The sequence below is a fragment of the Treponema sp. genome (assembly GCF_045641405.1).
GTDB lineage: Bacteria > Spirochaetota > Spirochaetia > Treponematales > Treponemataceae > Treponema_D.
Map to the genome: position 1 here is coordinate 99,767 of NZ_JAZUGX010000075.1, position 24,799 is coordinate 124,565.

Consider the following 24,799-nt stretch of genomic DNA (forward strand, 5'->3'; position numbering starts at 1 on the left):
ACTTGGTCCATGGAAAACAAGAACGCATACCAGGCAGAACTCTTTTCAAACAGACTTTCTAAGAACTACAAGCAGCTTAAAAAGTGGGCACGAAAAAACCGCGTCACCTGCTACAGGCTATACGACAAGGATATTCCTGAAATTCCACTTTGCGCAGAAATCTATACATTCCTTCCATACGATATCGATACAAAATTTGAAGCCGCAAAGCATTATGCAATGATAAATTCAGCAGTAAGCGAAAACAGACCAGAGGCTGCAAACCTTCTTGCACAGGAAGCCTCCCGCACTTACCTTCACCTTTACCTTTACGAACGCCCTTATGAAAAGGATGAAGAAGAAGAAAACCAATGGCTCAAGGAAATGGCATCGGCAGCGGCAAATGTACTTGGAATTCCAGAAAAAAATGTAATTACAAAAACCCGCAAAAAGCAGACTGAAAACAAAAAGCGGGCCCAGTATGAAAAACAGGAAAATGAAACTTCAATAAAAGGTGTCGTGTTTGAGCAGGGACAGCTTTTCCATGTGAATCTTTCAGACTACATCGATACCGGTCTTTTCTTTGACCACAGACCTTTGAGGGCAAAAGTCCGCGAGCAATCCCAAGGAAAGCGCGTATTGAATCTTTTTTCCTATACCTCAAGTTTTTCAGTTTATGCTGCGGAAGGGAAAGCTAGCTATGTGGAAAGCGTAGACCTTAGCAACACCTACACCGAATGGTCAAAAGAGAACATGAAGCTCAATGAATTTGAGGATTCTGACAGATATAACTTCATTTCTACGGATGTAATCCATTATCTGTATGATCGGGAAAAGGAAGCAGACCACAATCAGGAATTCAAGAAATTTGACATCATTGTCCTTGATCCACCAACCTTCAGCAACTCAAAGAAAACCGACACCATGCTGGACATAAACCGCGACTGGTGCGAACTTGTACGCCTTTGTTCAAAGATTCTTTCAGAAGACGGAATCCTTTACTTCAGCACAAACAGCCGTAAACTTGTATTCGACGAAGGAAAACTTCCGACAAACGCCATATGCAGAGAAATGACACAACAGACTATCCCAGAGGACTACAGAAATACAAAAATCCATAGAGTCTGGGAAATCAAGTTCAATAAAGAATACTGATTACATGAATTTGAATCTTGCATACACATTGACGGCGTTATGCAAGGTCCACATGTCAGGCACATTGTCATAAAGGGCTTTCTTAAAGTAAAGCTCGTCCGCTACGCCAAGGTAGACATTCTTCTCAACAGGCATTTCCAGAGAAAGATCGGAGAAAGCAAGGAATTCCCAGCCAGTATCATCCCAGTCCTGCTTCTGCCCTGGATATTTCCAGAATGCATAGGAATGCAAAGTCCAGTCAAACTCAATTCCAGCCTTCTTTGCGGCGGCAACTTTCGAAACAAACTCAACGCCAGTGGTATAACCGTAGTCTCTGTACACGCCTTCAGGCTTAACGATGTTACCTCGCCTTAGGTAATAGAAATCAGCAGTTCCCATAAGAACACAGGAAAGTCTAAGCTGATATGCGGTCCAGGAGTCTGTTCTATTAAAGCGCTGCTTAAAGGCAAGACCAGGAGCAAGGGAAGAAAATTCCATGAAGGAATTCCATACAAAGTCATACTCCATGCAAACACCAAAGGTAGAATCCACGTTCTCGCCGAAATCAGGGGATCGGGAAACGATCATTCCGTCGCTGAAAATATGAACATCATACATAAGTTTCTGTTCCGTTGAATCAGCACCTTCTCCGCTTCCCTTTCCACCAGCACCACCGAACTCAAAGTAGAACTGGCTGTATGGATCGTTGGAATCATGTCCATAAGGATCTGCATATACAGCACGGAATTCACCGCCTACGAAAATAGGGAATACTTCATTAAGACTTTCATCCTTTGCCTTTGATGTGGCAAGGGCCATTCCCATCATAGCCTTGATGGAACAGTCCTCAAGCATTCCTGAAGGTCCCTTTGGTGCATGACCTTGAGCAAAGTCCGAATAAAGTCGAACAGGATTTGCAATGAAAGACAGGACACTATGATTCTTACCTTGAGCCTCCAGGGAAAGCCTGTAAAGCATTTCTCCTGTAACCATTCCACCTACTGAAGTATAGACAAGGTCATTTGTGGAAGGTGCGTTTGTCTCAAAGAAATATTCCCATACAAGGGATCCTGAAGCAGTATAGAGGAAAGACTCAAAAAGATTGAGGTTTGCATTTCTTGCAGCAAGATAATAAAGTCCACCCTGATATGGATGAAGGACAAAGTTTGTCCAATACCAGTCGGCATCGAATTTCACAGCCTTTTCCCAAGGGTTCTTCATGTCTTCAAGACCGACCTGTGCCCAAGGAGCGCGGCATACAAAACGGTTCCAGCTGCCTATCACGGCATTGACACCCATGGCGCCTATAAAACCAATGACATAGTGTTTTTTATCACAATCCTGCTTAACGACGTCACTTGAAAATTCCTGAGCATTAACTGTACCGCAGAACATAAAAGCCGCAGCAATGACTAGAACAATCTTTCTAAACTTCATTTTCCCTATCCCTTTATTTTTTAATCAAAAAAAAAGACCGGCTCAAATAAAAGCCGGCCATTTGAGCAAAGAACAAACTTACTTTGTTTCTGCTGTTGACTTAACGCCATAGCGCTTGTTGAAGCGATCGATACGACCTGCTGTGTCAACGAGCTTCTGCTTACCTGTGTAGAATGGGTGGCAAGCTGAACAGATTTCAACATGGATGTTTTCTACTGTTGAGCGTGTCTCGATAACATTGCCACATACGCAAGTAATCTTTGTAAGTGTGTAGTTTGGATGTGTATCCTTTTTCATTGTGTAACTCCTATGTTCTTGCCCGATACTAAAGAAAAGCCGGTCAGCACTACATACACTAAAAAAGGTAGTGTTGTATCATTCCCCCACCGTTACAAATCAAGTTAGTACCACAAGAAAATTTTGTAAAAACAATATATATAAAATATAAAGTTTAATCAAGTAATAAATTGATCTACAAATTCCTATCAGTCAATGGCGGCCATACCAGGATTCATTGAATTAAGGAAGGCATTGTTGTCCTTTGTCTTGCGCATCTTGTCCATAATGAGTTCAAGCATGTCAGCATCTTCCATAGGATTAAGAACCTTGCGGAGAACCCACATTCTCTGAAGCTCAGCCTCTGTAAGAAGAAGCTCCTCGCGCCTTGTTCCAGACTTCTTGATGTTGATTGCAGGGAAAAGCCTTCTTTCTGCAAGCTTGCGGTCAAGATCGATTTCACTGTTACCAGTTCCCTTGAATTCTTCAAAGATAACTTCATCCATGCGGCTGCCAGTTTCAATCAAAGATGTCGAGATGATTGTAAGAGAACCGCCTTCCTCGATATTACGGGCAGCACCAAAGAATCTCTTTGGCTTGTGGAGAGCATTTGAATCAACACCGCCGGAAAGAACCTTTCCTGATGTTGGAACTGTAACGTTGTATGCGCGTGCAAGACGGGTGATTGAATCAAGGAGGATTACAACATCACGCTTGTGTTCTACTAGACGCTTTGCCTTTTCGATTACCATTTCAGCAACCTGTACGTGGCGTGTAGCCTGTTCGTCGAAGGTAGAAGAAATAACTTCACCCTTGATGGCGCGTTCCATTTCAGTAACTTCTTCAGGGCGTTCGTCAATGAGAAGAACGATGAGGTGTACTTCAGGATTGTTTTCAGTAATTGCATTTGCAACCTTCTGCATCAATGTGGTCTTACCTGCTTTTGGAGGAGCAACAATAAGAAGACGCTGACCTTTACCGATAGGTGCAAAAAGGTCTACGATACGGGTACTCATTTCTGTGGCTGTAGTTTCAAGCCTGAGCTTTTCGTTAGGATACAGAGGAGTAAGGTTTTCAAAAGGAATGCGTGTCTGTGCAACGCTTGGATCTTCATAATTGACGGTTTCAATACGGAGCAAAGCAAAGAATTTTTCACCGTCCTTAGGACTTCTAGTCTGTCCATATACAGTGTCACCAGTCTTAAGATTGAAGAGCCTGATCTGGCTTGGGCTGATGTAGATGTCATCTGGACCTGGAAGATAGTTGTTCTGAGGACTTCTAAGGAACCCGTAACCGTCAGGAAGGATTTCAAGGGCACCTTCTGCAAAGATGATTCCGCCATGTTCCGTGTGTGCCTTAAGGATGCAGAAAATCAAATCCTGCTTCTTCATCGATGGAAGGTCTTCGCCAGAAAGTCCGTATTGGGCTGCAAGCTCGCGAAGCTCCGGCATGCTCATCTTTGTAAGATTGTTGATTACAAGACGAGGCTTTGATTCGTATTCTTCTGGATTTTCAATTTCCTGAGCCTTTCTTACAGCTTCCAATCGAGCCTGAAGGTTCTTTTCATAGTTGTTGTTGTTTCTTCTGTTATTGTAGTTGTTTCTGTTGTTGTTTCTATTATTGTAGTTGTTCCTATTGTTTCCATTCCAACCGCGGTCCCTATTATCGTTGCGGTTGTCGTTTCTTCTGTTGGAAATGAAACTGCGCTTACATTCACCCTCGGAAGCCTGAGTCTCATTTGACTCGCTTGAAACGCCACCTTCCGACTGCTGAATGCTTTCTCCAGCAGAAGGCTCTGTCTGTACGGGTTCTGCCGAAGTGTTTTCAGTTGAAGCATCTGACACCGACACGATAGCATCAGAAACAACTTCCGCAGAATCTGCACTTTCTTCCGCCGCAGCCTTTTTTAGCACTCTTCTTTTTCTTGGTTTCACTGCCTTTTCTTCACCATTGTCAACACCATCCGCATTTCCTGCTTCCTGTGTTTCTGCAGCAACTTCCTCTACCTGAGAATCCTGGGACTGAACACTTTCCTGTTCCTTTGCTTTACGGCCTCTGATAATCGCCATAAGGTACCTCTTTATTCGCTTGTTTATTTGCTTTTATTCATTAACTGATTATATTTAATGTGCCTCGTTACTTCTCAAATACAAAGATTTTTTGAATTCCTCAGAAGCAACTGAAAAAATATCTAGATCTGGAGCCTGTTCAATCATGGAAACCTGGCCTTCAAATTCAACATTGTCTGCAATCCTAAGTTTTGCCGCAGAAAGATCTCCCTTAACATTGCTGCCAGAACAAAGCTCAATATGGTTCTTTGCTTCGACATTGCCTTTAACCTGACCAGAAATAATCACGGAATTTGCGGAAATCGTATCAACATCACATACAGCGGACTTATCTATTTCAAGATCTCCCGTAGCCTTGATGGTACCATGAAATTTGCCTGTGATTACAAGGTTATCTGTAAATTCAAGGACACCGTCAAATTCAGTTTCCTGTCCAAAAACTGTAAGATTGCCATTTGAATTGGATGCCATAACTATTCTCCATGCATTTAACCAACATGCAGTATTTTATTATCTAATCGAAAAGACGATTTAAAATTCAAATTTATTATATGATTTTTTAATTATTGGTTTTCTTTTACAGGAAGTTCTAGGAGGGATTCTTTCAGATCCTTACCAGACCTGAATACAACCACATAATGAGGAGCTGAAGAAACTTTTGCTCCATTCTTTGGATTGCGGGCATTCTCCCTGCCCTTTCGAAGTCTAAGCTCAAAGGTGCCAAAGCCACGGAGTTCTATGGTATTTCCTTCTGACATAGAAATCTTCATCTGTTCAAAAAGTTCATCGACAACCTTCTGAACAATCTGCTTTTCGCATTCTGTCGTCTTGTATACTGCTTCTACCAAATCTAATTTAGTGGTTTTAGACATAATGACTCAACAAAAGTGAAAAAACAATTAAAGGATGCCGTACTGACAACAGCATCCTTTTATAGAAAACTATAGAAAACTATTCTGCCTTTGCAAATGTCTTGTTAAAGAGCTTGTACATGCGGCTCTTCTTACGAGAAGCTGCGTTAGCCTTAACAACACCCTTGCTCTTTGCTGCGTCGATTTCTGCCTGAAGGCTCTTCAAGCATTCTGCTGCAGCGGCCTGATCCTTAGCCTTGATAGCTTCAAGGAACTTTCTTCCGCTTGTATGAACCTGAGACTTAACTCTTCTGTTGCGCATACGGCGAACAAGACTCTGTGCATGTCTTTTGTCTGCTGATGAATGTACTGACATTAAGATTACCCCATTCTAAAAATTATAAAATATTTTCAGCCACCCAAGGCTGAGTGAACGTCAAAAATTCGTGAACCCGATTATTATTTGAAATCCTTTGGTCTGCGTTCTGTGCGCTTGCACTTGCTGCATACTGCCTGGTTCTTGAGCTTGCCGTTCTCGAAAAGTGTCTTCAATTCGATTTCTCCACCACAATCAGGGCAGATAAACTTCTGTGTAGCAACAGTTGTACGAGAGTTTTTACTGGCTCCGGCCATCGTCTTCCTCCATAACTAATTTCTTTATAAGTTCTAAAAATATACAAGATTATTCAAGTGCGTGTCAATAAACAAAACACCTAAATAGCGAAAAAAACTACACTTCAAGGGAATTTTCTGGGAGTTTACGCCAGACATCAAGCTGATTCTGAATCAATTCCCTTGACTCCTCGAGAATCTTTTTTTCTTCTTCCTTGTCCTTTGGCGCATCATAGATCTTGAGCACCTTCACTCTATAGGCACCTCGGCGGAGATTCTTAAAAATTGAATCCATATTTGAAATCTTCCAGCCACCATCAAGGGCACACACAGCAACAGGAAGCCTAGTAGCAGCAACAAGCCGTCTGAAACCCGCTGAATAGAAGGAATTAAGGTTGCCGTCCTTGCTTCTTGTTCCTTCTGGGAAAATCACAGGATACTGCTTTTTTTTCAATATATTCACACCAAATCTATCGATGGACTTCATGGCGACACTAGGACTACCCTTTCTTGGAATCATGCAATGCTGCTGGCTCTTGAGCATCTTGCCCACCATAGGAACCTTAGCAAGATTATCCTTTGCGACAAAACGAGCCTTAAGCCCCCCGAAGAATTTAAGATATGCAACTATGTCAAAAAGACTCTGATGATTGGAAATGACAATAAACTGTTCTGGAAGCCTGTCCATTTCTGAATAGTCACCAAGGAAATTGAACTGTCTGTACATCTTGAGGACAGCAAAAACCTGGCGTGCACACACACATGTTATATAGTTGGAAACAGCCACGGCAGCTCTTCTGCTGAAAGGATACACAAGGCACAAAAGCAATGTGGGTGGCAGAATGACACCGAATTCACATAAAACAGTAATTAAACTAAGCATGGCAGGTATTATACACCAATTCCAATTTTTCCTCAATCTCGAAAACTCATCCTATGAAGCACCAGGGAACCGTCCTCATTCAGGTTCAATACATAAAACCAGTCTTTCCCAGTATGAAGAATAAAAGATATTCCAAAAAATCTTTTTTTTGTTTGTATATCTTCTATTTCCCCAGCAGCAAGATCAAATTCTTCTTCAAGACAGACTGAATGGACGCCATCGGAAGCTTGATAAATCAAAACATGCTCGGGAATCGATGGATCATAAGGGCTCTGTACTTTTTCTATCGATGCTGAATATCCCTTGCATCCAAAAAACAGAAAGCATAAGGCAAAAGCAGGCATATAAAAATTGAATTTTCTCATACCTACTATATAAACGCTAAAAAAACAAAAAAGGCCTCTGTTTAACACAGAAGCCTTCATCATTCACAATATTTTAAGAATTATTTTCTTTTAAGGAATGCGTCCTTATATCCGAATGCCTTGAATTTGGCAAGAACCGCAGCATATTCATCAACACCGAGTGGACCAACAAGAACCCTATAGGCACCCTTTCCATTTGGAACAAGCACAATAGGATACTTTGAATATTTCTTTACAGTCTTTTCAAGATTCTCAGGATTTCCAAGTGAAGCAATCTGGACATACCAGCATCCCTTCTTGAGGCTGTCTTCCGAATCCACGATAAGGCTTTCATAGGTTTTAGAAGAAACAACTGGAGCAGGAGCCACAACAACTGGTTCAGGCTCAACGACCACCTCAGGCTCTTCGACAGGAAGGCTTTCTACGGCTCTGGTAGATGCAGCTACTTCTACAGGCTCAAGCACTTCTTCTTCAACAGCTTCTGGTGCGACAGGTTCTGCTGGAACAAGAACGATAGGAGCATACTCATCCTCTACAGACTCTTCTGCAACTTCTTCCGAGGTGCTTTCTTCCATTACTTCTTCTACAGGCTCAACTGCAACAGCTTCCTCTTTATCCTCCACAAGAGCAGGAAGTTCTTCCTCTTCAACAGCTTCGGCAACAGGTGGAAGCTCCTCTTCTTCTACCGCCTCCACAGCGACAATTTCTGCCACAGGAGCAATTTCATCTTCAGCAACGGCTTCTTCCACAGCGGCAAGCTCTTCTGCTTCCGACATATCCGCAGGAGAAGGCTGTTCAACAGCAGATCTTGTTTCAGCAAAGGCAGCATTTTCATCCTCGTAATCTTCAACAAGCTCTTCTTCCACCGCTTCTTCTTCAACAGGTTCTACGACAGGAGCTGCAGCAACAACAGGAGCCACAGGTTCCTCGAGGATTTCTTCTGCAACAACTTCCTCTTCTACAGGTTCTTCAATTGAAGATGTCTCTGCGATTTCTTCCATAGGTTCTTCAGCAACAGTTTCCTCAGAAGCTGATTCTTCTTCCTCAACCTCTTCTGCGATGATTTCTTCTTCAGCGGTCTCTTCTGCAGGTTCTTCATCGTTTTCAAAAAGAGGAACACCTGCAACAGGAGCGGCAGCAACGGCTGGCAAAGCTTCAACCACGGATGGTGCTTCCACTTCTTCCACTACAGCTGGTGTTTCAGCAGGAGACTCAACCGTCCTTGGCTTTTCCAAATTTCTTGTTTTCTTTGCAAGAGCGGCATCCTCAGCATCGATAACAGCCTGACCGATTACAGTTTCATCAAATCCACCGTAGCGCATGTTAAGCTTACAGCGCATGCCAGAGCCTTTTTCTATACCGAGAGTCTTTGCAGATTCATCAGAAAGAAGGATGACAATTCCATCAGCTGAATCAAGAGTTCCAAGATTCAGGAACTGGAGAGTCACTCCACTTTCAGGATTTGTAACAAACACACTGTCGCCAGGAAGATAACCTGCAGCCTGACCAAAGTGACCCGTCGGGAATTTTCCAGACTCGGCAACCTCGATTACACCGTCAACAACTTCCCTGGAATCAGCGAACATGGTCACTGCCAGCAACAAAACTAAAATGCCAGAAAATATCTTTTTCATTGCGCCCCTACCTACGAATGATTTTGTAAATATCACCTGCTATTCCGAAAGAAAAATCCGCAACACCCTTTTCTGCCTTTCTATAGTTTCGGGCAGCAGGTGGAACCCTCTTTCCAGAACCAAGAACCTTGTCCGTGTTCAGGTCAATCACTTTCCAGGTTACCTGCCTGATGTTTTCAAGCAAGGCAGCCTCTGGATTAGTTGAACCTGAAACGTCATATTCACAGACAATTTCTACGAAATATTTCACTCCACCCTGGCTTGCTTCCATCATGGACTGGTTGAACATCACTTCCCGTTCAGACTCATCCCTGGTAACAACCACCGGCGAATTTGAAATCACAATTCCTTTGTCAAAGAAAAAATCAAAAAGACTTGTCTCCATCTGATAGCAGGCAGTCCTTACATCCGATTCCGATTCCTCTTGCTGCGCAATCTGGAAAGCAACGGGAACTGCATTCACCGATGCAAGGCAGCAGGAAACTGCAAAAATCATCAGGGCTCTTCTGATACTCATCTGGATGACCTCTCAATCAACTAGCTTTGACAAACAAATAGTCCTTTTATTTTTCGGAATCTCAAAAAAAATGTTTAGTTTTTTTTAATTCATTGTTTTCTCCCCTCATTTCTACCACCTCATATTTTTTTAGACTTTTCATATTTCTCTATTGACACGACAGGTCGGTTCTGATATAGTCTAAACCATTCAAGGGGGCATAGCCCAGTTGGTAGAGCAACGGACTCATATTCCGTGTGTCATAGGTTCGATCCCTATTGCCCCTAAGATACAAAAGGCTTTCTAGGTTTCTGGAAAGTCTTTTTTGTTTTTACTTGAAGCACTGTGGATTCATTAGAGATTCACTTTAATGCATAAATATACAATTTCTATTGCTCTTTATGCATAATTATGTATAATCAGTTATACAAAGTCCCTGAAATCGGATTTTCAAGGCACGCTATTATTTCATGACAGGGGTTATTTTATGAAAGCAGAAAAATTCAAGAGTCCATTTAAAGGCAGAAGCCTCCTCAACTGGATCGACTGGACACCGGAAGAAATCAACCAGATTCTTGACTATGCTTTTCTTGTAAAAAAGCAGTCCCACAAGGGTGAAGTTCACCAGAGATTCCTAGGCAAGACCATTGCCCTTATTTTTGAAAAACGCTCTACCCGTACCCGTTCTTCTTTTGAAACAGCATTTGGAGAAGAAGGCGGTCATCCTGTATTCATGTCTACGGACGACATTCAGCTTGGAGAAAAGGAAAGCGTAAAGGATACTGCACGCGTTCTCGGAAGAATGTTCAGCGCCATTGAATTCCGCGGATTCAAGCAGAAGCACGTTGAAGAACTTGCAGAATATTCGGGTATTCCTGTAATCAACGGACTTACAGATGACTTCCACCCTACACAGGTACTGGCAGACATCATGACCCTCAAGGAACACTTTGGTCACCTTAAGGGGCTCACCCTCTGCTTCTGCGGTGACGGACGCAACAACATGGCACGTTCCCTCATGCTCATCTGTTCTAAATTCGGCATCAACTTCTCTGTTTTTGCCCCGAAAGAACTTTCTCCGGATGCAGAAATCATCAAAATCTGCACTCCATTTGCGGAACAGTCTGGAGCCAAGATTACCGTCTCAGATGAAATTTCAGTTGTCAAAAACGCAGATGCGCTTTATACTGATGTATGGGTTTCAATGGGAGAAGAAGCGTTAAAGGAAGAACGCATTAAACTTCTCCAGCCATACCAGGTAAACAAGGAACTGATGGCCGCTACGGGAAAGCCTGATACCATTTTCTTGCACTGTCTCCCTGCCGTAAAGGAACAGGAAGTTACAGAAGAAGTCTTTGAAAGCGAAGCAAGCAAAGTTTGGGATGAGGCAGAAAACCGCAAGCACACCATCAAGGCAATCATGCTTGCCCTTGTATAAGCAACCTGTTAGTTCGGTAGAAACACCAAGGAAGGAATTTATGAAGAAACTTTTATTGGCTCTTGCATTTGCAGCCGCAATGGTATTCTCTGCATCAGCTGAAGAATCAAAGGAAAGCACACCTCGTGTATGGGATCACGGCGACAACATCTCCAGCATCACATATCAGAATGTTCGCTTCTATAAAATCTACGATGCCGCTGACGCATATGTGATCCTCTACGAAAAGCAGGGTGTAAAGATTGGAACAGCAGTCCTCCCAAAGAAATGGGTAAAGAACACAGAAGGCCATAGAAAGCTTCTGTTCCGCAATGCACCAGCAAAGATCGGTTCATACCTTACAATCATCAAGAAGGACGGAGAATTCCAGAAGGTTCTCGTTACTGTTCCATCAAACCGTTGGAATCCAATTTGGGCAATGGCTCCAAGAAACATGGAAATCAATGGAACAGACGCAGACTCTCTTGAAATTGAGCTCTAAACGCTTTTCACTGTTCTGAAAGGATTCAAAACTCCAGTTGCTTGACTGGAGTTTTTTTTTTATAATGCCAGCAAGGTTTTAAAATGATCATTATTTCAGACAAACAGATTGAAAACTTCAAGAAATTCCTTGACTCCCACGAGACCTTCATCATTGCAGGACACAAGGAACCTGACGGCGACTGTGTTTCATCATGCATGGGACTTTCCTACATCCTTGACAAGACAGGAAAGCCTTACATCATGATCAATGCAGGTCCATTCAAGAGAAACGAGATAAAGAACTACGCGGAATACTTCAGGAACGACATTCCGTTCATGACCCAGGATGAAAGAGACCATTGTGGACTGATCATCACAGACTGTTCCGAGATTTCAAGACTTGGAGAGATTGATGGTGACCTTAAAGGCTTCGACACCTTTATAATAGACCATCATAAGACCGCAGATGTTGCTGGAGAAAACAACATCATCGACCCTACCTCCCCTGCCGCAGCCTGCCTCGTCCTTCAGCTTTTTGAAGCCATCGTAGGCAAACCGACAAAGGAACAGGCAAACACCATTTTCTTTGGGATATGCACCGACACGGGCTTTTTCCGCTTCCTGACGGACAACAGCGCAGAAGTGTTCAGAAGCACGGCAAGGCTTGTTGAATCAGGAGCCGATCCCCGCACGACATACCAGAAAATGACAAGCGGAAAGCCATGGAGCACAAGAAAGCTTCTTTCCATCATGCTTGACCGTGCAGAACGACATTGCAACGGAAAACTTGTTGTTACCTACGAAACCATGGAAGACACGCGCAAGCATGGGCAGGAAGGAAGGGACAGCGATGCATTCTATTCCCTCATGCTTGAGGTCGAGGGAGTTGAGGCTGTGCTTTTCGTAAGGCAGGAAACGGAACATTCATGCACCCTTGGATTCAGATCCCGCGAAAAATGTGATGTCAGCGCGATAGCCCAGAAATTCGGAGGTGGAGGTCACAAAAATGCTTCAGGAGCAAGCACGGAAGGAAGGACCGACACTTTGATTCCACAGATAATCAAGGAATTCTCAAAGGTTCTGTAAATTTCCAACTTACTATGTAAATTTCCAACAGGTTCTGTAAGATTATTACAGGACCTGTTGTTTTTTTTACTTGCCTCCCCCATTTTTAACCAGATTTTTTCCAAAGGACATCATGTACCACTTGGCATGTTCCTTGCATACAAAAAAGCATGGAAAACGCTATTAAAATATGGACCAACTACAAGTCAGGAGCGATTTCAGAAAGGAAGGCAGTAAACCTTCTTCTGGAAATGCTTTTCAAAAAGAAATATGAATTCGGACTTGCCGCCTTTGACGACGACAGCTTCTCTGATTTCATAGTATTCATGTCAAACCGCTTTGAAACAGTATTAAGGAAATACGACCCCGACATAAGCGATTTCAAGACCTACCTACACAGCGTGATTAACCTTACCGCCTTCTGGTGGAGAAAGAAAATCCATGAACGAGCCGAAAAGAACCTGTGCTGCCAAAGAATGTGCACCGAGGAGAACTTCGATACCCTTGACTTTTCGACAAAAGAAAAAGATTTCTATATCGAGGAACCTTCAACAGACAACCTCATACCCATACCCGATCTTGCCGAAGACGCCATGAGAAACCTGGACATCCGAAAAGAAAAAAACAAGGTCATAACAAAAAAACGGGCTCAGGAGATCATAAAGGTACTGGCACTTAAATCCTGCAACAACATTACAGACCATCAGGTTGAAATAGCTGCCGAAATCACGGGGATTCCTGCTGAAGAATTCCATCGGATGGTACAGCAAGCTGAAGATACCCTTAAATTCAAAAAGGACAGGATTTCCATACTTCAGAACAAGAGGAATTTTGCCTATTTCCAGAGAAAAAAAAGAATCATGAAGGAAAACTGCATGAAAGATCATTATCCCGACATATATCTTGAAAAGCAGGTTGAAAAGGCTGAAAAAAGATGGGAAAAGGCAGTGGAAGACCTTTCTGCTGCAGCACCTCTGCTTGTTCCATCCAATAAAACCGTCGCAAAAATCCTGAACATGTCGCCAAGGAAAGTAAAAGTCATTTTAGATGAGGCAAAACAAAACTTTAAATGAGAAAGCATTGTATACCCATTAAAGTCGTGTTATATTCAAAAGCATGAAGATATATCTTGCAACAGGAAACATCAACAAGAAACGAGAGGTTCAGGAACTTTTCCCTGAACATACAGTAGTCATTCCTAAAGACGAAGGAATTGAATTCGATCCTGAAGAAACAGGCACGACCTTCTACGAAAACAGCCTGATCAAAGCAAAGGCACTTTGGGAAATAGTACACTGTCCAGTCCTTGCAGACGACTCGGGAATCTGTGTTGATGCATTGGACGGAGCACCAGGAATCTATTCATCCCGCTATGCAGGACCTGAATTCATGAAGGGAAAGCCAGACGGAAGCAAGACTCCCCAGGAAGAACAGAACAGATTCATCATCCAGCAGACCAATGATGCAATACAGAAAGGTTTCAAGGGCGGAAGAAAAGCCCACTACACCTGCGCCATGGTGCTTTACCTGGGAACTGACCGTCTTTTTGTATGCCAGGAAACCATGGAAGGAGAAATTCTTTCGGACATTGCTGATGCCCGCGGAAACGGCGGCTTTGGTTACGATCCACTGTTCTATCTTCCAGACCAGGGAAAAACAGCAGCAGAACTTACAGCAGATGAAAAAAATGCCATATCTCACCGTGGCAAGGCAAGCCGCCTCATGAAAAAACTTGCAGGAGATCTTATATGAAAATGAAATTCTACCAATCGTACAACTTCAAGATTGTAGGTCTTGTTGTGTTCTTTATCGCCCTGCTTTCAGTCGTTACTACAGTAGTATCAACCCGTGCCGTAAAGAATACTGCACTCCGCGTATTCAGCGACCAGGGAATGAAAGTCGTAAAAAGAGCACAGTACAAGATTGATCCTGAACGCTTTGAAAAGCTTGCTAGGTCAATGGATGACTCGGACCCTTACTATGAAGAGCTTTTTTCGGAACTCTTCCTCATAAAGAACGATTCTACATGTAAATTCCTCTATACAATGGTTCCTGCAGGAGGAAACAACTTCACTTATGTTGTTGACGGAAGCTCAAGGCCTTCTGACACGGACAATTTCTCTCCTATCGGAACGACGGAAGACCTTACAAGTTACGGGAAATATCCACATATGGTGATGGAAGAAAACGACATCGTTGTTTCAGACATCGTGAACCAGAGCGGATGGGGATGGGCGATTACAATCTATGCCCCTATCAGCGACGGTGGAAAGGTCATCGGTTTCGTAGCCTGCGACTTTGACACCGGCAATGTAATGAGGATTCTCAATCAGGCAAAATTCCTTATGATTGTCTGCTGCTCAATAGTATCAATCGCCTGTATCGTCTTCCTTTTCCTCTACATCTCAGCCTTCTTCAAGAAACTTGATTATGTTTCTTCAAAAATGGAAGAAATCGCAAAGGGAGAAAGTGACCTTACAGCCCGACTTAACGTTAAGGGTCGCGGAGAACTTTTCCAGCTCTGCGTCAGGTTCAACAAGCTGATGATCAAGCTCCAGACAATGCTCACGACCGAAAAGAAGACTGTCATTTCCCTCACCTCCAATTCTGAGGAGCTTAAGGAACAGAACCATCAGACCCTTACCCTCATCGACGGGGCAAACACATCGATCAATGAAATTTATTCACAGGCGGAAAAGCAGAACAACCTGACGGCAGAAGCAAACGGAACTATAGAGGATTTTGTAGAATCCGTCATTCTCCTTGACGAGAAGGCACAGAACCAGATTTCCGCAATCCGCAACTCACAGGCTTCCGTAGCCCAGATTGCCGCAAATGCAAGTTCCGTAGACAACAAGATCAGCGGAATCATTGAAGAATACGAAAACATCGTAGCCAAATCACAGAGCGGAAAGCAGCGACAGGCTGAAGTAACTGAAAAAATCAATGTGATCCAGGAATTCGCAAAAAAGCTTGAGGAAGCAAACAAGATCATCACAGAGATTTCCTCACAGACCAACCTTCTTGCCATGAACGCAGCCATCGAAGCCGCCCATGCAGGAACTGCAGGACAGGGATTCAGCGTCGTTGCCAATGAAATCAGAACCCTTGCTGAAAATTCTGCGGCACAGACAAAATCCATCAAGGAAGTTGTCAAGAACATCGAGAATTCCATCAAGGAGATCGTAACAGCATCGGCAAATTCCTCAAAATCCTTTGATGAGCTTGAAGCAAGCATCAGAAGCATGGATGCTTCAATCCAGTCAGTCAAGGAAAAGATCGTCCAGCAAAACCAGGAATCAGACAAGATCCGCGAGATGATGGACCTTTTGGGAGCTTCTTCTGGGGCAATCTCCGACTCTTCCGCCCAGCTCAAGCATAAGAACAACATTCTTGAGGAACAGATCGCAAACCTCCGTGCTGAAGCAGATGAAATCCTTTCAAAGTCAAGGGAAGCAACCGACAACCTCAACACGATGAAGGGTTATGCTGAGCAGGCACTCGTAAAATCTGAGGACAACGTAAGGCTTGCCGATTCAGTAAGAAAGATTGTCGACAGCTATAAGACGGAATAGTTCACAAAGCAACTTCTGTACAAACATGCCCCCAAACTTGAAGAAAATTTCAGGTTTAGGGGCTTTTTTATGCTTTTTCAAAAAAATTTAAAAAAATGCAAAAAAAACATTAAAGTTTTTCAGTGTTCCTGCCGAAAATCTAGGATGAGGAACCATGGCTGTTCAACTTCGTAGAAGATAGCAGTCAGGGGAATCAACGTAAAAGATTGCAGATGTAGCCTTGTAATACAGATGTAATCTTTTACACACTGGTCAAAAGGATTTGACCATTTATATCCACGGAGGAACAAACTATGGTAATCAACCACAACATGTCCGCAATGTTTTCCAATCGTCAGTTGGGAGTAACACAGCTCGCAAACTCAAAAGATATGGAAAAGCTCTCTTCAGGAGAAAAAATCAATCGCGCAGGTGACGACGCTTCAGGACTCGCAGTATCTGAAAAGATGCGTTCACAGATCCGCGGTTTGAACCAGGCTTCAAGAAACGCAGCTAACGGTATCAGCTTCATCCAGACAACAGAAGGCTACCTTCAGGAAACAACTGACATCGTACAGCGCATCCGCGAACTTGCAGTACAGTCTTCTAACGGTATCTACTCAGACGAAGACCGCATGCAGATTCAGGTTGAAGTTTCTTCCCTCATTGCAGAAGTTGACCGCATTGCATCTTGCGCTCAGTTCAACGGAATGAACATGCTTACAGGACGCTTCGCACAGCCTACTGGTGAAAACACAGTTACTGCTTCTATGTGGCTCCACATCGGTGCAAACATGGACCAGAGAACACAGGTATTCATCGGAACAATGTCTGCTGCAGCTCTTGGACTTCGCGAAGTTGGAACTGAATCAATCATGACAATTGCGGAACCTGATCTTGCCAACCAGTCAATCGGAACACTTGATGAGGCCCTCAAGGCTATCAACAAGCAGCGCGCTGACCTCGGTGCATACCAGAACCGTCTTGAGTTCACTGTAAAGGGACTTGATATCGCCGCAGAAAATCTCCAGGCATCAGAATCAAGAATCCGCGACACAGACATGGCTTCTCAGATGGTAGAGTTCACAAAGAACCAGGTACTCTCTCAGGCTGGAACAGCTATGCTTGCACAGGCTAATGCTCAGTCACAGAGCGTCTTGTCTTTGCTCCAGTAGTGTGTTATACTAGATAGTGAAGGACTCAGGATTCATCCTGAGCCCTTTGCTTGATTGACGGTAGAATAGCCCTACTCTTCTAATTCTATTCATCATCTTCCGCTCAATTTCGCTTGCCATGGGTTTTAGACATGGCTTTTGGTTTTTGCTGGATAACACCTGGTAAAAGCAGTTCTTTGAAATCTATAGTTTTCTATGTTTTTGTTTGTGACAGCATAGACGGTTATTTAAGTTATGATACAAGGCTTAACATAAGTAACGGTTCCTGCTGTAAACGGGACTAAAACCTCTGCTGGGGGCGCAACAACCAGCAGATGCCCTTACAGACAGGCATAAATGCATGAAGCATTATGTACACAATCATGGAGGACTATACTATGGTAATTAATCACAACATGAGCTCAATGTTTGCAAATCGCACACTTGGAGTTACAAACTCTCAGTTGATGGGCAACCTTGAAAAGCTCAGCTCAGGCGAAAAGATCAACCGCGCAGGTGACGACGCTTCAGGACTCGCAGTATCTGAAAAGATGCGCAGCCAGATCCGTGGTCTCAACCAGGCTAACAGAAACATCCAGAACGGAATTTCTTTTATCCAGGCTACAGAAGGATACCTCGGAGAAACAACAGACATTCTCCAGCGCATCCGTGAACTTTCAGTTCAGTCTGCAAACGGAATCTACAGCGATGAAGATCGTATGCAGATCCAGGTTGAAGTTTCTCAGCTTGTTGCTGAAGTTGACCGCATTGCAAGCCAGGCTCAGTTCAATGGAATGAACATGCTTACAGGACGTTTCGCAGAAAACTCTGCTACAAACAATGTAATGACATTCCAGGTTGGTGCAAATATGGATCAGAGAGTTCAGGCTTTCATTGGTACAATGACAGCTACAGCTCTTGGACTTAAGGGAGCACAGGGAACAGATGAACAGATTTCTATCTCTACACCTGACCTTGCTAACATGACAATCGGTACTATCGATGCAGCTCTTAAGAACGTATCACGCCAGAGAGCAGACCTTGGTGCTTACCAGAACCGTTTCGAAATGGCTTCTAACGGTATCGCTGTTGCAGCAGAAAACATGCAGGGCGCAGAATCAGGAATTCGCGACACAGACATGGCATCTGCAATGGTTGAATACACAAAGAACTCAATTCTTACACAGTCTGGAACAGCTATGCTTGCACAGGCTAACAGCCAGTCACAGAACGTATTGGCTCTTCTCCAGTAGTTCTGACCTTTCAGCTTATGCTGAACAAACCGCTTGTTGAATAAGAGAATTCTGGATGTCTTCTTTTTGACGACAGGCGTAAAAGATGAGGAGGGGTGCGCCCCCTTCCCCACTCTTTTATTTCAAAAATCATTTCAGGAGGAAATGTCCATGAATACAATTAGTACGATTGGTGGGACAATGGCAACGGATGGCCGCAACGTCTACAATTCTCTCTCAGTAAACAAAACTGCCCCAAAAGTTGAGGTAGAGACACCTATGCCGACAACGGCAGCTGAAGTTCTCCAGAACATGGAACAGAGCAAGGCTGACATTGAGGCTTCGGCAAAAGAACTGCAGAGGTTGTCAGACATGGTTACAGGGCACAAGCTTCATTTCAATGTAAACAGTGAACTGAACAAGATTGTCGTTACTGTAGTTAATGCATCAACAAACGAAGTGATTCGTCAGATTCCGTCAGAAGACGTACAGAGAATCCAGGCACGCATGAAGCATGCCATCGGCGTACTCTTTGACGAGATGATATAAGGGAAACCTCAAAAAAACTGAGGTTTTTAGAGGTTACCTATAAAGTGGCAGACGGACTTAACATACCAGGCGTAAGCGACAAATACAAGACCAATGATCTCGTAAAGGCCCTCATGGATGTTGAAAGGGTTCCTCTTAAACGTGAAGAGGAAAAGGTTGAGACTTTCAAAAACCAGCAGGACGCCTGGCGCGGAATGAACCAGAAGATGTCTACGCTACGGGACAGCTGCAAGACTTTATATTCATTCGAAAATCCGTTCAACAATAAACTTACCAGTTCTTCAGAAGAAGCAGCGGTTACTGTAGATGCAGGAAGGGAGGCTGAATATGGTTCCTTCAAGTTTGAAGTCATTCAGCCAGCAGCAACAGACCGTTTTTTAAGCGCAGACATTGACAGCGACTACAACGTAAAGGAAGGCCAGTACACATTCCAGGTCGGCGAAAAGACCGTGGACTTCAAGTGGAAAGGCGGCAAGCTCGGTGACTTTGTAAATGCACTCAACAAGCGCGGCGGCGAAACAATAAAGGCAAGTCTAATAGGTGTCAGCTCAGACAGAAAATCCCTTCTCATCGAAAGCCTTAAGACTGGCGAAGAAAATCGCCTTATATTCAAGAATGAAGCTTTGAAATTCGCAAAAGCAATCGATATGATCGGCGAAGCAAAAGCCGAAAAAAAGACATTTGAAATCTCACAGGAAAAATTATATACACCAGAAAAGACTCAGGAATTTTCGCAGGAAGGAATCCCAGAGCTTTCAAAAGCAAGGGTAACAGCAAAAAGCAACGAAATCATTGTCGGTCCCCGTGGTGGATATGAAATAGAAATTCCAGCAGACGACAATAGCCGTAAATCAGGGAAAATTGAATTCACTTTCAAGGAAAAGGAAACAAAGGACATAACTCCAGCAGGAAAAGCCGCGGTCACCGAAATCGTCGACATTCTGGATCTTCCATCCCCTGGAATGATTGAATACGAAGGCATCACTGTCTACAACAACCTGAGCGAGTCTACACTTCCCCCTTCACAGGAAACGGAACGAGAGGTGGCACCTGCAGAAGTACCACCAAGTCCGATAGCTGTATCCAACGAAAAAATATTCTACATAAAAGATTCACAAGGAAAGGAAACTCCAGTATCTGGAAAATACCTTAAGCAGGGAAAAAATGGCAAAACCAGCGTAAGCATTCCACTCAAGGATTACCCAGAAGCAAAGTCCCTCGTCGTGCGCAACGCAAACACAGGAAAGGAAATAACCATGACTTCTCCTGTACTTTACAGCGATTCCAACGCAACAGGCATTCAGCCAAGACATGCCATATCAACGGCACAGGATGCGACAATCAAGTATGAAGGAATCACAATGACACGCTCTTCAAACGACATTGATGATGTTGTTCCTCACCTTACCCTTCATATCCATGACAAGACAGATAGACCTGCCACAATCAAGGTTGAACCTGACACGGAAAGTGCAAAGGATGCAATCATCACTTTCGTCGGTAAATACAATCAGACCATTGCGGAGATGAACATCCTTTCACAGAACAAACCTGAGCTTATAAGCGAGCTGGACTACCTTTCAGCAGACGAACAGGACAAGATGAAGGAACGCCTAGGAATGTTCCAGGGAGAAATGTCACTCACAAGCGGAAAATCTTCAATGCAGCAGATTGTTGCGGGAACATATAAATACGACGCAAATTCAACAATATCCCTTCTTGCCCAGCTTGGCGTATCCACAAACGCAAGTGGAAATGCAGGCGGCGGATACAGACCGTCACAGATGCGAGGCTACCTTGAAGTCGATGAGAAAAAACTAGATGCAGCTCTGGCTGAAAACATTTCCCAGATAAAGAATCTTTTTGGCTACGACAGCGACGGAGACCTTATCGTGGACAATGGAATCGGCTACAGACTGGACAAGCAGTTGACCTCATGGGTTCAGTCTGGTGGCATCATCTCATCAAAGACAAGTTCACTAGAGTCCCAGATCAAGTCTTCAAACCAGAAGATCACAAGGCTTCAGACCCAGCTTGACAGAAAGGAAGCGGAGCTTAAACGAAAGTACGCCCAGATGGAAGGCTCCCTTGGAAGTCTTGAAAGCCAGCAGAATTCACTCCAGAATTTTGCAAACCAGAACCAGAGAAAATAGTTTTTCCCTTAATTCCACGACCAGACTGCCGATAATATAGTGATAAATTGTTTATTGGGAGAATACCAATGGAATTCTATGTTAACGGTGAAAAAATAGATATTACCCTTGAAAACGAAAAGACAATCAGCGATATCCTTAAATCCTTTGAAGAGGAAGCCGCAAAGAATGAAGCGACGACCATCGGAATCAAGGTGAACGGAGAAACAGTTCCTGCTGAGAGTTTTGAAACGATTGTCGCCCAGGAAATCAAGGAAGACACAAAGATCGAGCTCAACGTCCTTTCAAAGGCCAATCTTCTGGACAGGCTCAAGACCTCAAAGGCTCGTTTTGAAGAGCTTTCTGGCAAAATGGCTGATGTCCCTGTCGCACTCCAGAGCGGAAAAGACAAGGAAGCAAACACACTCATAGCGGTTCTTGCCGACGCCATTGATGAATTCTGCCATACAGCTACTTTATGTGCGCTTTTCCCTGAACTCTACAATTCACTTATCATCGATGGGAAAAGCATCACAGATTTCTTTGAGGAATTTGCACCAATCATAGCAGATTTTGAACAGTCACTTGAATCAAAGGACACAGTTACTTCTGGCGACCTTTGTGAATACGAAATCGCACCTAGACTTTCATCCATCGCAGCATCTATCGGAGCAATATTGGGATAAGCATCCCTTGGAGATCCTATGAATACAGGTTCACTTCTTGACGCAAGAGGTATGAGTTTTCTCTACATTTTCATAGCCGTAGTGGTTGTGGGACTTGTACTTGCAGCAATAGTTGCACTCTTCATATACAGATTCATTGCCAGGACACACACAAAGGAATGGCTTGAAGCACAGAAGAACAGGGAAACAAAGCTTAAAGATGTCGACTATGTAGCAAAAGAAGCCAACCTGACTCAATCTGAAAAGATACGTCTCTGGCACATTTGCCGCAGATACAAGGCAAAAAACATCAGATACCTCTACCGTTCGGTCAATGAACTCAACGACATGTTCCGCGAAGAATATGTCAGGATGACAACCAAACAGGCAAGAAACGATGAAAAAATCGGAGTATTTTTTTCCCTTAGATTTAAATTGGAGAATGCCCACAACAGAAAACTTACGGCGTCTTCAACTAGAGGCATCAAGGCAGAACAGAGCATCACTTTCTACGACAGGAACAATTCCCCATGGGAACTTAAGGTCATAAAGAGAATCGATTCAGGATTCTACATCGAGCTTCCTGAACTTGTAAATGTTGAAGGCAAAAAACCTAATCCTTTGGACAGGGTAAAGATTACCTTCACCTTCCCTTCAGGGCAGGCTTTCAATGCAATTACAAGGGCTATTCGTTATGAAAGGTTTCCTAATTCCGACAAGGAATACCTACTTCTTGCAAACAGCAACCACATAAAACCAGTTGTAAGGCGCGGTGCCAAACGTATGTCGATGGACGAAAGCATAACCTTTTCTGCAATAAAGAATGTAGGAACAAAGGAAAATCCGATCCTTGAAGTCCAGCAGAAAAAATATCCAGGCAACATGATGGACATTTCAGCAACTGGCTGCAAGATTTTCTGCAATCTTCCTATCACTAAAGGTCAGATGCTGGATATACAATTCCACCTTCCAGAAAAAACAACTGAACATGAAGCACAGGGAAAAATCGTAGCAACAAAGGTGATGCCAGACAAAAAAACATTTGTACTTCACGTGCAGTTCATAAACATAGAACAATATGTAAAAAATGAGATTTATTCCGTAATTTACGGTTATTCTTGATATTTTGGGTTATAATTGAATTATGAAGGTATTGGAATTACATTCTATAACAAAAGAAGACGGCTACATATACTATATCCACCACTATAAGGCAATGGCAAAGATTGAATTCCTTGTAAGCCACATTGAAATTCCAATCAGCTTTACCGTTGAGATGAATCCTCTTGGCATAAGGAACGTCGACCTGGATCCTCTTCCTAAGAATGTAGACTATCCTGTAATACCTTTGAACAAGGCACTCAAGGAATTCATCGACATCATGGCAAGAGACGGAAAACTTCCTGAAACTTGATGCTGTTCCATTTTAGTAAAAACTTCGTGAACCTGTTTTATCAGGAACGCCATCAGTAAATTGAACAACAAGTCCATATGGAGTATACTCTCTATATGGATTTTTTATTTCATACTGCAACATCTGAAGAAACCATCGGACTTGGGCGCAGAATTGGTTCCCTGCTTAAGGAAGGTGACGTAATCGCCATGACAGGAACTCTTGCCGCTGGTAAAACCACCATCACAAAAGGAATTGCAGAATCTTTGGGTGTCACGGACAACATCACAAGCCCGACTTTCTGTCTCATAAGTGAATATGACGGAAAAAAGATGCCTCTTTATCATATGGATGTCTATCGTCTTGAAGGTGCGGAAGATTTTGTGAACCTTGGCGTCGAGGACATGCTTTACGGCAACGGAGTATGCATAATCGAATGGAGTGAAAAAGTTCAGTCTGAACTTCCAAAGAAAACCATATTCATGAAGATTACCCCCTCAGAAGACGGAACAAGAACCATAGAAATCAAGAACTGGAACAACGGAAACATAGAGGCATAAAATGAACGCATTGGCAATAGATTGTGCAGTTTCAAAAATGACGGTCGCAGCAAAGAACGGCAGAAACATCGTAAAAGTAACCTACGATATCGGAATCAAGCAGTCGGAAAAACTTCTGCCAGCCATTGATTTTGTAATGAAGGAAATCGGCCTTACACCTGCAGAGCTTGACTACACCTGCACTACCCTAGGACCTGGAACTTTTACGGGACTCCGACTTGGACTCAGTGCCCTCAAGGCATTGAATCTTGCAAACGGAACTCCTATCTATGGCATTCCTTCACTTGATGCCTACGCCCATCCATACTCATCGGCAGTTGAATCTGTCCTGTCTGTAATTGAAGCAAAGGAAGATGAATTTTTTTATGCCTTCTACCTTCGCGGCGAGAAACTCAGGGAAGAAGAAGATAAAGAAATTGAAGAAATCCTTAAGCAGATAGATGCAGAATCCTGCGTGATGGTTTGTGGTCCAGGTGCAAAAACATTTACGGACAGAACAGCAGAAATCACACCACTTTATTCAGTCCACTCTTTCAATCCCCAGGGAGACTGCACGGAATCCCTTTTTGAAATTGCAGAAAAAATGATCGCAGACAAGGTTGAACCGATGCAGGACTACGACGGTCCACTTTATGTAAGGAAATCGGAAGCCGAGATAGTCCTTGAACAGAAGCAGGCAACAAAATAAAAGTTCGTGTGACGGAAGTTTCTAAAGTTTCCGGATTCTAAAAAAGCAAGTACTTCCGTCAAATGTCTTTTTCCAGCATCCACGAACTTTCTTACGAAGTAAAAAGTTCGTGTGACGGAAGTTTCCAACGGTGCGGGCTTCTATTGGAACAAATGCTTCCGTCAAATGTCT

Annotated in this window: 27 protein-coding genes and 1 tRNA gene; 17 read left to right on the forward strand and 11 right to left on the reverse strand. The window is 43.4% G+C overall.

Annotated elements, in window-relative coordinates; genetic code table 11:
- The first annotated feature begins 9 nt into the window (after nucleotides 1-9).
- Nucleotides 10-1,134 carry a class I SAM-dependent methyltransferase gene (locus ACKI39_RS12325; RefSeq protein ID WP_407400924.1) on the forward strand — a complete coding sequence of 375 codons (1,125 nt, stop codon included), beginning with the start codon at nucleotides 10-12 and terminating at the stop codon, nucleotides 1,132-1,134.
- On the opposite strand, the gene ACKI39_RS12330 is transcribed toward ACKI39_RS12325, so the two are convergent.
- From ACKI39_RS12330 to ACKI39_RS12380, 11 genes are all read right to left on the reverse strand, one after another.
- Entirely contained in the window at nucleotides 1,135-2,550 is a 1,416-nt protein-coding gene (locus ACKI39_RS12330) for a DUF3943 domain-containing protein (RefSeq protein WP_407400925.1), read from the reverse strand.
- Nucleotides 2,551-2,628: 78 nt separating this feature from the next.
- Entirely contained in the window at nucleotides 2,629-2,847 is a 219-nt protein-coding gene (gene rpmE, locus ACKI39_RS12335) for a 50S ribosomal protein L31 (protein ID WP_407400926.1), read from the reverse strand.
- A gap of 188 nt (nucleotides 2,848-3,035) precedes the next feature.
- Nucleotides 3,036-4,895: a transcription termination factor Rho gene (rho, locus tag ACKI39_RS12340; RefSeq protein ID WP_407400927.1), complete on the reverse strand. Its 1,860-nt coding sequence runs from the start codon at nucleotides 4,893-4,895 to the stop codon at nucleotides 3,036-3,038.
- 54 nt (nucleotides 4,896-4,949) lie between these two features.
- Entirely contained in the window at nucleotides 4,950-5,366 is a 417-nt protein-coding gene (locus tag ACKI39_RS12345) for a bactofilin family protein (RefSeq protein WP_407400928.1), read from the reverse strand.
- 92 nt (nucleotides 5,367-5,458) lie between these two features.
- On the reverse strand, nucleotides 5,459-5,767 hold the full coding sequence (locus tag ACKI39_RS12350) for an HU family DNA-binding protein (protein WP_407400929.1): 309 nt from the start codon (nucleotides 5,765-5,767) through the stop codon (nucleotides 5,459-5,461).
- A 79-nt stretch (nucleotides 5,768-5,846) separates the two neighbouring features.
- On the reverse strand, nucleotides 5,847-6,122 hold the full coding sequence (rpsT, locus tag ACKI39_RS12355; protein WP_407400930.1) for a 30S ribosomal protein S20: 276 nt from the start codon (nucleotides 6,120-6,122) through the stop codon (nucleotides 5,847-5,849).
- 83 nt (nucleotides 6,123-6,205) lie between these two features.
- Nucleotides 6,206-6,379 (reverse strand): hypothetical protein, encoded by a 174-nt coding sequence (locus ACKI39_RS12360; protein WP_318687229.1) that lies wholly within the window; start codon nucleotides 6,377-6,379, stop codon nucleotides 6,206-6,208.
- 97 nt (nucleotides 6,380-6,476) lie between these two features.
- Nucleotides 6,477-7,241, reverse strand: coding sequence for a lysophospholipid acyltransferase family protein (locus tag ACKI39_RS12365; RefSeq protein WP_407400931.1), 765 nt, complete (start codon nucleotides 7,239-7,241; stop codon nucleotides 6,477-6,479).
- 32 nt (nucleotides 7,242-7,273) lie between these two features.
- A complete protein-coding gene (locus ACKI39_RS12370; RefSeq protein ID WP_407400932.1) occupies nucleotides 7,274-7,606 on the reverse strand; it encodes a hypothetical protein in 333 nt (110 codons plus the stop codon).
- Between the two features lie 80 nt (nucleotides 7,607-7,686).
- Entirely contained in the window at nucleotides 7,687-9,240 is a 1,554-nt protein-coding gene (locus ACKI39_RS12375; RefSeq protein WP_407400933.1) for an SPOR domain-containing protein, read from the reverse strand.
- 7 nt (nucleotides 9,241-9,247) lie between these two features.
- Complete coding sequence (locus tag ACKI39_RS12380) at nucleotides 9,248-9,757, reverse strand: hypothetical protein (RefSeq protein WP_407400934.1); 510 nt, start codon at nucleotides 9,755-9,757, stop codon at nucleotides 9,248-9,250.
- Nucleotides 9,758-9,950: 193 nt separating this feature from the next.
- Here ACKI39_RS12380 and ACKI39_RS12385 point away from each other — a divergent pair.
- The 16 genes from ACKI39_RS12385 (at nucleotide 9,951) to tsaB (ending at nucleotide 24,628) form a co-directional block, all read left to right on the forward strand.
- A tRNA-Met gene (locus ACKI39_RS12385) sits at nucleotides 9,951-10,023 on the forward strand.
- Between the two features lie 200 nt (nucleotides 10,024-10,223).
- Entirely contained in the window at nucleotides 10,224-11,174 is a 951-nt protein-coding gene (gene argF / locus ACKI39_RS12390; protein ID WP_318691938.1) for an ornithine carbamoyltransferase, read from the forward strand.
- 40 nt (nucleotides 11,175-11,214) lie between these two features.
- Nucleotides 11,215-11,655, forward strand: a complete 441-nt coding sequence (locus ACKI39_RS12395; protein WP_407400935.1) for a hypothetical protein — start codon at nucleotides 11,215-11,217, stop codon at nucleotides 11,653-11,655.
- Between the two features lie 83 nt (nucleotides 11,656-11,738).
- The gene (locus ACKI39_RS12400) at nucleotides 11,739-12,722 is read left to right on the forward strand and encodes a DHH family phosphoesterase (protein WP_407400936.1); all 984 of its coding nucleotides are present in this window, start codon (nucleotides 11,739-11,741) and stop codon (nucleotides 12,720-12,722) included.
- A gap of 149 nt (nucleotides 12,723-12,871) precedes the next feature.
- A complete protein-coding gene (locus tag ACKI39_RS12405) occupies nucleotides 12,872-13,774 on the forward strand; it encodes a hypothetical protein (RefSeq protein WP_407400937.1) in 903 nt (300 codons plus the stop codon).
- Nucleotides 13,775-13,817: 43 nt separating this feature from the next.
- Nucleotides 13,818-14,453, forward strand: a complete 636-nt coding sequence (gene rdgB, locus ACKI39_RS12410) for an RdgB/HAM1 family non-canonical purine NTP pyrophosphatase (RefSeq protein WP_407400938.1) — start codon at nucleotides 13,818-13,820, stop codon at nucleotides 14,451-14,453.
- Entirely contained in the window at nucleotides 14,450-16,276 is a 1,827-nt protein-coding gene (locus ACKI39_RS12415) for a methyl-accepting chemotaxis protein (RefSeq protein WP_407400939.1), read from the forward strand. The genes rdgB and ACKI39_RS12415 overlap by 4 nt, the downstream gene beginning before the upstream one ends.
- A gap of 293 nt (nucleotides 16,277-16,569) precedes the next feature.
- Nucleotides 16,570-17,430, forward strand: coding sequence for a flagellin N-terminal helical domain-containing protein (locus ACKI39_RS12420; RefSeq protein WP_407400940.1), 861 nt, complete (start codon nucleotides 16,570-16,572; stop codon nucleotides 17,428-17,430).
- Between the two features lie 377 nt (nucleotides 17,431-17,807).
- Nucleotides 17,808-18,662, forward strand: a complete 855-nt coding sequence (locus ACKI39_RS12425) for a flagellin N-terminal helical domain-containing protein (protein ID WP_407400941.1) — start codon at nucleotides 17,808-17,810, stop codon at nucleotides 18,660-18,662.
- Nucleotides 18,663-18,812: 150 nt separating this feature from the next.
- Nucleotides 18,813-19,190: a flagellar protein FlaG gene (locus tag ACKI39_RS12430; RefSeq protein ID WP_407400942.1), complete on the forward strand. Its 378-nt coding sequence runs from the start codon at nucleotides 18,813-18,815 to the stop codon at nucleotides 19,188-19,190.
- A 44-nt stretch (nucleotides 19,191-19,234) separates the two neighbouring features.
- Nucleotides 19,235-21,343 (forward strand): flagellar filament capping protein FliD, encoded by a 2,109-nt coding sequence (gene fliD, locus ACKI39_RS12435; protein ID WP_407400943.1) that lies wholly within the window; start codon nucleotides 19,235-19,237, stop codon nucleotides 21,341-21,343.
- A 68-nt stretch (nucleotides 21,344-21,411) separates the two neighbouring features.
- Nucleotides 21,412-22,008, forward strand: coding sequence for a hypothetical protein (locus ACKI39_RS12440; RefSeq protein ID WP_407400944.1), 597 nt, complete (start codon nucleotides 21,412-21,414; stop codon nucleotides 22,006-22,008).
- A gap of 18 nt (nucleotides 22,009-22,026) precedes the next feature.
- Nucleotides 22,027-23,109, forward strand: coding sequence for a PilZ domain-containing protein (locus ACKI39_RS12445; RefSeq protein ID WP_407400945.1), 1,083 nt, complete (start codon nucleotides 22,027-22,029; stop codon nucleotides 23,107-23,109).
- A gap of 22 nt (nucleotides 23,110-23,131) precedes the next feature.
- On the forward strand, nucleotides 23,132-23,401 hold the full coding sequence (locus ACKI39_RS12450) for a hypothetical protein (RefSeq protein WP_407400946.1): 270 nt from the start codon (nucleotides 23,132-23,134) through the stop codon (nucleotides 23,399-23,401).
- 95 nt (nucleotides 23,402-23,496) lie between these two features.
- A complete protein-coding gene (gene tsaE / locus ACKI39_RS12455) occupies nucleotides 23,497-23,940 on the forward strand; it encodes a tRNA (adenosine(37)-N6)-threonylcarbamoyltransferase complex ATPase subunit type 1 TsaE (RefSeq protein ID WP_407400947.1) in 444 nt (147 codons plus the stop codon).
- A gap of 1 nt (nucleotide 23,941) precedes the next feature.
- Nucleotides 23,942-24,628 (forward strand): tRNA (adenosine(37)-N6)-threonylcarbamoyltransferase complex dimerization subunit type 1 TsaB, encoded by a 687-nt coding sequence (gene tsaB / locus ACKI39_RS12460; RefSeq protein WP_407400948.1) that lies wholly within the window; start codon nucleotides 23,942-23,944, stop codon nucleotides 24,626-24,628.
- Nucleotides 24,629-24,799 lie beyond the last annotated feature (171 nt).

Coding starts and splice junctions, on each gene's coding strand:
- ACKI39_RS12325 (WP_407400924.1), top strand. CDS start 10: ATGGAAAACAAGAACGCATACCAGGCAGAACTCTTTTCAAACAGACTT.
- ACKI39_RS12330 (WP_407400925.1), bottom strand. CDS start 2,550: ATGAAGTTTAGAAAGATTGTTCTAGTCATTGCTGCGGCTTTTATGTTC.
- rpmE (WP_407400926.1), bottom strand. CDS start 2,847: ATGAAAAAGGATACACATCCAAACTACACACTTACAAAGATTACTTGC.
- rho (WP_407400927.1), bottom strand. CDS start 4,895: ATGGCGATTATCAGAGGCCGTAAAGCAAAGGAACAGGAAAGTGTTCAG.
- ACKI39_RS12345 (WP_407400928.1), bottom strand. CDS start 5,366: ATGGCATCCAATTCAAATGGCAATCTTACAGTTTTTGGACAGGAAACT.
- ACKI39_RS12350 (WP_407400929.1), bottom strand. CDS start 5,767: ATGTCTAAAACCACTAAATTAGATTTGGTAGAAGCAGTATACAAGACG.
- rpsT (WP_407400930.1), bottom strand. CDS start 6,122: ATGTCAGTACATTCATCAGCAGACAAAAGACATGCACAGAGTCTTGTT.
- ACKI39_RS12360 (WP_318687229.1), bottom strand. CDS start 6,379: ATGGCCGGAGCCAGTAAAAACTCTCGTACAACTGTTGCTACACAGAAG.
- ACKI39_RS12365 (WP_407400931.1), bottom strand. CDS start 7,241: ATGCTTAGTTTAATTACTGTTTTATGTGAATTCGGTGTCATTCTGCCA.
- ACKI39_RS12370 (WP_407400932.1), bottom strand. CDS start 7,606: ATGAGAAAATTCAATTTTTATATGCCTGCTTTTGCCTTATGCTTTCTG.
- ACKI39_RS12375 (WP_407400933.1), bottom strand. CDS start 9,240: ATGAAAAAGATATTTTCTGGCATTTTAGTTTTGTTGCTGGCAGTGACC.
- ACKI39_RS12380 (WP_407400934.1), bottom strand. CDS start 9,757: ATGAGTATCAGAAGAGCCCTGATGATTTTTGCAGTTTCCTGCTGCCTT.
- argF (WP_318691938.1), top strand. CDS start 10,224: ATGAAAGCAGAAAAATTCAAGAGTCCATTTAAAGGCAGAAGCCTCCTC.
- ACKI39_RS12395 (WP_407400935.1), top strand. CDS start 11,215: ATGAAGAAACTTTTATTGGCTCTTGCATTTGCAGCCGCAATGGTATTC.
- ACKI39_RS12400 (WP_407400936.1), top strand. CDS start 11,739: ATGATCATTATTTCAGACAAACAGATTGAAAACTTCAAGAAATTCCTT.
- ACKI39_RS12405 (WP_407400937.1), top strand. CDS start 12,872: ATGGAAAACGCTATTAAAATATGGACCAACTACAAGTCAGGAGCGATT.
- rdgB (WP_407400938.1), top strand. CDS start 13,818: ATGAAGATATATCTTGCAACAGGAAACATCAACAAGAAACGAGAGGTT.
- ACKI39_RS12415 (WP_407400939.1), top strand. CDS start 14,450: ATGAAAATGAAATTCTACCAATCGTACAACTTCAAGATTGTAGGTCTT.
- ACKI39_RS12420 (WP_407400940.1), top strand. CDS start 16,570: ATGGTAATCAACCACAACATGTCCGCAATGTTTTCCAATCGTCAGTTG.
- ACKI39_RS12425 (WP_407400941.1), top strand. CDS start 17,808: ATGGTAATTAATCACAACATGAGCTCAATGTTTGCAAATCGCACACTT.
- ACKI39_RS12430 (WP_407400942.1), top strand. CDS start 18,813: ATGAATACAATTAGTACGATTGGTGGGACAATGGCAACGGATGGCCGC.
- ACKI39_RS12440 (WP_407400944.1), top strand. CDS start 21,412: ATGGAATTCTATGTTAACGGTGAAAAAATAGATATTACCCTTGAAAAC.
- ACKI39_RS12445 (WP_407400945.1), top strand. CDS start 22,027: ATGAATACAGGTTCACTTCTTGACGCAAGAGGTATGAGTTTTCTCTAC.
- ACKI39_RS12450 (WP_407400946.1), top strand. CDS start 23,132: ATGAAGGTATTGGAATTACATTCTATAACAAAAGAAGACGGCTACATA.
- tsaE (WP_407400947.1), top strand. CDS start 23,497: ATGGATTTTTTATTTCATACTGCAACATCTGAAGAAACCATCGGACTT.
- tsaB (WP_407400948.1), top strand. CDS start 23,942: ATGAACGCATTGGCAATAGATTGTGCAGTTTCAAAAATGACGGTCGCA.